Origin of the sequence: Solemya velesiana gill symbiont (assembly GCF_002020805.1) — a bacterium.
GTDB lineage: Bacteria > Pseudomonadota > Gammaproteobacteria > Chromatiales > Chromatiaceae > Sedimenticola_A.
On record NZ_MPRJ01000114.1, the window covers coordinates 1 to 4323 of the forward strand.

Below are 4323 nucleotides of genomic sequence, written 5' to 3' on the forward strand. Positions count from 1 at the left end.
AACCGATCAGCATACACGCGCAGACTAACTGGCCGATTGGCAAAGCTGGCTGGCACACTGTAGCGGTTGTTATCGTAAGTAATTAGACAAGTGGAGCTGGCCGCTGTCCTTGTCATATTTGAAGGCGATGGTGTCGTTGAACCCGAACAGGAGCCCAAGATCACGAAGCAGACCTCGCCACAAACCCGCCTCGTCTTCTGGGGTCTGCGGTATCTCCTGTTGTCCACCCAGAAGGGCAAATCCCCGGGTCAGCTTGGCCAGCTCAATACGGGCAGCTTCATCATCAACATTCTGCACAACCTCTTTATTGTCCTGCAGGGTAATCTTGATGCCGTATGTCTTTGCGGTTTCCAGAACTTGCTGTCTGACGCTCGCCTGCAGCTCATCCAGCATGGGCTGGGTCAGGCCGTAAAGGAGATCTGCCTCCTCTAGCAGTTTTTCTTCGGCTACACCGCCGTCACTCAATTTGTGGGCAAGGTTCAGCAGCTTGATCAGGGGCTGGGCATCGTGGATGCGCTCGGCAGGTTCATGCTGGAACAGGATGGCGTCGCTGACAAATGAGTCAGTGGTCCACTGATTTAGCAGGTAGGCGCCGACTTCGATACCGGTTGCGCCGTAGCGCTCACGCTCCTGGCTGTCCAGTTCCTCGTCCGTATTCGCCTGCTGCAGGAGTTCCGGGTACTCGTTGGAGTGTGCCTTGAGGTAAACCAGTTGCCCAAGGTTGTGCAGCAATCCAGTGACATAGGCCTCGTCCACCGGTTCGTATTCGGTCAGCTTGGCAAGGGACTTCATCATGTGGGCGCAGGTCAGGGACTGCTTCCAGAAGGTCCCCATCTGCTGCCCTACGTCCGCATTGAACTGGGAAAAAACTGCTGCACCACCGAGGTGACGGCAATGGTTTTTATTGTGTCCACACCCAGTACCACCAAAAGGCGGTTAAGGCTGTCGATATTATTCCACTGGAAATAAAGGGGGCTGTTTGCAACTGCCAGTATCTTTGTGCAAAGGGATGCATCCTGCTTAACAATCTCGGCGATCTCGTCGAAACTGACATCGACTTTATGACAAGCTTCGATTAATTTAAGCAGTACATGAGGGACGACTGGGAGCTTTCCCGCATCGATTTGGGCTGCATTCATTATTGTGGAGGCACCCATAGTTAATAAAATGTAACAAAAAACTCCAGTAAGTCAATGATTTAAAAGTGATTTTTAGTTTAAAAAAGGAGTTTTAATCCTGCGTTGACCTCAACAGGTACAGCCCCGCTTCAGCCCGCAGGCCCTGGTCTGCCGCCCGAGTCATCGGCAGGAGGCACTGACCAGACGCAAAATGCCCCCGGATATGCTCATGTTTTTGCTGTTACCAGCGGCAAGGGTGGCGTGGGCAAAACCTGTATCTCCACGAATCTCAGCATCTCCCTTGCCTCCGAGGGTAAAAAGGTCTGCCTGTTCGATGCCGACACCAGCCTGGCCAACGTCAACATCCTGCTCGGCCTGTCACCTCAATACACCCTGGAGCACTATGTTAGGAATGAAAACAGTATCGAGGATATCCTTGTAGATGCACCCGGTGGGGTTAAGATCGTTCCCGGTGCAACAGGTATCGGTGAGTTTGTGCATCTCTCCAAGGAGCAACAGAACCACCTGGTCAAAGGGCTCAAGCAGTTGGAGTCCCAGTTCGATTATCTTGTGATCGATACCGGAGCCGGCATATCAGACTCCCTTATACAGTTCCTTCTGGCAGCACCCTACGTTGTTATTACCATTACACCGGAACCCACATCGCTCACGGATGCCTATTCCTTGCTCAAGGTGTTGAAGCAGCATGATTTCAAGGGCCATGTATTTGTTCTCATCAACCTTGTTCAAAACAGGGGGGAGTGCCCACGATACCTTCAAGCGTTTCAAGGGAGCGGTTGTGAAGTACCTTGGCATCGAGGTCTTCTACCTGAGTTTCGTTTTTTCCGATCACAGGGTAGCTGCATCTGTGTGGGCACAGAAGCCGTTCCTGCTGGAGTATCCAGACAGTCATGCCACTTGCTGCCTGGAAAATGCGAGCTACCTCCTCACCAATGCACTGAAAAAGCGCAACGAAAAATTCTTCAGTGAGCATTTTGAACTGCTGTGTGATGCCCAGGATGGAGAACAACCGGTACCTGCTGTCCCGGAGGAGAGTGCAGCAAAAATTGGGTTGGTTGAAGAGCAGGCCCCGGCCATTGAAGGGCAGTTCAGCGACCAGGCACCAGACCCGCTGGTCGAGGAACTCCTCGTCACCCTCCGGGAATTCTGCGAGCGCAACCCGGATGAGATTTCAAGGCTGAGCCAATCGGTCATGCGGCTGATGGATCCGGAGAGCCAGGTAGACAATGCAGGAAAGGGAACAGAAATCCCGCCGGGGAAATCAGAAGACAAGCCGCGGCCCACGCTGTTTCACCCGGATTGCCGGGAGTGTGGCAATGCCAAGCTGCAGGATATGGTGTCTGCCTGCCAGTTTGCTGCCCAGGTCGGGTTCCTGGAAGGGTAACGCCGCTCAATCCAATACCCCCGCAGGCAGTGGTTTTTCTCTATTAAGCCATTGACAGCACACGGCCAAATCTGAATAATACGCCCTCCTGATCAAGCGCCCGTAGCTCAGCTGGATAGAGTACCTGGCTACGAACCAGGCGGTCGCACGTTCGAATCGTGCCGGGCGCGCCATACAAATCAAAGGCTTACCGTACTTCGGTAGGCCTTTTTTATTGCTGGCGTAGAGAAATCGTAGGGCTCTGTTCTACGATCTCCAATTGACGCTCAATACGCGCCGCCGCCTCCGCCAAGTGCTCCGGGGCGAGATGGGCGTATCGCAGCACCATCTCATACGACTTCCAACCGCCGAGCTCCATCAACTCCTGGAGGCTCGTGCCGTTCATCACGTGCCAGCTCGCCCAGGTGTGGCGAAGATCATGAAACCGAAAGTTCGTGATCACCGCCCGCGCCAGGCTGCGTTTCCACGCGGAGCCGACCCGATCCATCCGCCGCCCGTCATAAGTGAAACACCAGCGCTCATGCTGGCGCTCAACCACCCTCAGGGCGAGCAGTGCCTCTTTGTTGAGCGGGAGCCCCCCGGCCTTCCCCGTTTTTGGTCGTCCCTGGGTCGAGCCAAGCCACTCGCCGCTCAAGATCCACCCTGTGCCACTCCAGGCCCAGGATCTCTCCCATCCGACAGCCGGTCGCCAGGGCGAACTGGACAACAGGCTGCAGGTGAGGCGGCAACGCGTGGTGGAGGCGGTCAGCCTCCTCTCGCGTCAGGAAGCGGACGCGGCGCTTCGGCTCCTTAAGCATGCGAATGCGGGGGAACCGCTCCAACCAGCCCCATTCATCGCGGGCCAGGTGGAGAATACGCCGTACCACTTCCAGTGCACGGTTGATTGTCGCGTTCGAAACACCATCGCGTTCCCTGCGATCAGTTATAAACGGCCAGAGTGCCTCCATGTTGATCTCTCTGAGTCGCCTTTTGGCGAGATATGGATCGAGTCGACGTAGATGGGCGATGTCATCATTCAGTGGACGCTTGTCCTTACTCACCTCTACATAACGAACAACGGCATCTGCCCAATCTCTATCGACCAGAATCCCTCGCCGTAATGCCTCATAGGCTTCCGCCTTGAGGCGCACTAAGTACTCTTCTGCTGCGTCTAACTCTTTAAGCCGAGTGCTTTTGCATATTCGGCGTCCATCTGGGAGGACTGTATCGATCCACCAGAAGGGCGAGTCTTTCCGTCTGTAGAGTCCTTTTTCACGGGCCATAAAACCTCCTTTCTGGCCCGCCCTCGCGCTTATATTCATCGAGCCAGGCATCGAGGTCAACCACGTCATAGAGGCAGCGCCGCCCCAGCTTGATGGGCAGCGGACCGATCTCGGTAAGTAGCGTGACCCCGATCCCCAGGTACTGTGCGGCCTGCAGCTTCGAAAGGCAGCGTGTCGCGGGGAGGGAAAGGGCAGTGTTTTCGGGATCATTCGCCATCGCTCCGTCTCCGGTATTCCCGCGCCACAGCGGCATCCGCCGGGTGTGATTTGCCCTCTGGCTGGTTCACCATGGTGCCGTAGCGCCGGGCCTTGGCCTGCACCTTCTGGAGGATGTAGTCATCAAACGAGAGCCCTGTGAAATGCGCCCGGCCCTCGTGGAAGTCTTTGGCGGCGCGAAAGAATGCGGGAGCCCCCGAATAAGGGTCCGTAATCCCCTCACGGGTGTTGATTTGCAGTTAAAACTGACCCAGGTTTTGCATCTAATATTGACCCGCCTAGATAGCCGGATTATGGCCTGAGATTACTTTCTTTTTCCAGT

At 55.3% G+C, this 4323-nt stretch carries 6 protein-coding genes, 1 tRNA gene and 2 pseudogenes; 3 read left to right on the forward strand and 6 right to left on the reverse strand.

The genetic code is table 11. From position 1 onward, the window contains the following. From BOW53_RS14010 to BOW53_RS12380, 3 genes and pseudogenes are all read right to left on the reverse strand, one after another. A pseudogene (locus tag BOW53_RS14010) lies at window positions 1–71 on the reverse strand (hypothetical protein); the annotation flags it as partial. Then, window positions 70–834 carry an HDOD domain-containing protein gene (locus BOW53_RS12375; RefSeq protein WP_078488281.1) on the reverse strand — a complete coding sequence of 255 codons (765 nt, stop codon included), beginning with the start codon at window positions 832–834 and terminating at the stop codon, window positions 70–72. The pseudogene BOW53_RS14010 and the gene BOW53_RS12375, both read right to left, overlap by 2 nt. 8 nt (window positions 835–842) lie before the next feature. Beyond that, on the reverse strand, window positions 843–1139 hold the full coding sequence (locus BOW53_RS12380) for an HDOD domain-containing protein (protein ID WP_172838900.1): 297 nt from the start codon (window positions 1137–1139) through the stop codon (window positions 843–845). Between the two features lie 102 nt (window positions 1140–1241). On the opposite strand from BOW53_RS12380, the pseudogene BOW53_RS14015 reads away from it, so the two are divergent. From BOW53_RS14015 to BOW53_RS12395, 3 genes and pseudogenes are all read left to right on the forward strand, one after another. Continuing rightward, window positions 1242–1823, forward strand: a pseudogene (locus tag BOW53_RS14015) (AAA family ATPase); the annotation flags it as partial. Window positions 1824–1839: 16 nt separating this feature from the next. Beyond that, entirely contained in the window at window positions 1840–2523 is a 684-nt protein-coding gene (locus tag BOW53_RS13440) for a MinD/ParA family ATP-binding protein (protein WP_245832143.1), read from the forward strand. A gap of 96 nt (window positions 2524–2619) precedes the next feature. After that, a tRNA-Arg gene (locus tag BOW53_RS12395) sits at window positions 2620–2696 on the forward strand. A 38-nt stretch (window positions 2697–2734) separates the two neighbouring features. On the opposite strand, the gene BOW53_RS12400 is transcribed toward BOW53_RS12395, so the two are convergent. Genes BOW53_RS12400 through BOW53_RS12405 form a run of 3 tightly spaced genes read right to left on the reverse strand, consistent with a single transcriptional unit; the run spans window position 2735 to window position 4002 of the window. Next, complete coding sequence (locus BOW53_RS12400; protein WP_425442935.1) at window positions 2735–3061, reverse strand: tyrosine-type recombinase/integrase; 327 nt, start codon at window positions 3059–3061, stop codon at window positions 2735–2737. Beyond that, window positions 3054–3785 (reverse strand): tyrosine-type recombinase/integrase, encoded by a 732-nt coding sequence (locus BOW53_RS12885; protein WP_172838902.1) that lies wholly within the window; start codon window positions 3783–3785, stop codon window positions 3054–3056. The genes BOW53_RS12400 and BOW53_RS12885 overlap by 8 nt, the downstream gene beginning before the upstream one ends. Further along, a complete protein-coding gene (locus BOW53_RS12405; protein WP_078488285.1) occupies window positions 3775–4002 on the reverse strand; it encodes a helix-turn-helix transcriptional regulator in 228 nt (75 codons plus the stop codon). The genes BOW53_RS12885 and BOW53_RS12405 overlap by 11 nt, the downstream gene beginning before the upstream one ends. Window positions 4003–4323: the final 321 nt, after the last annotated feature.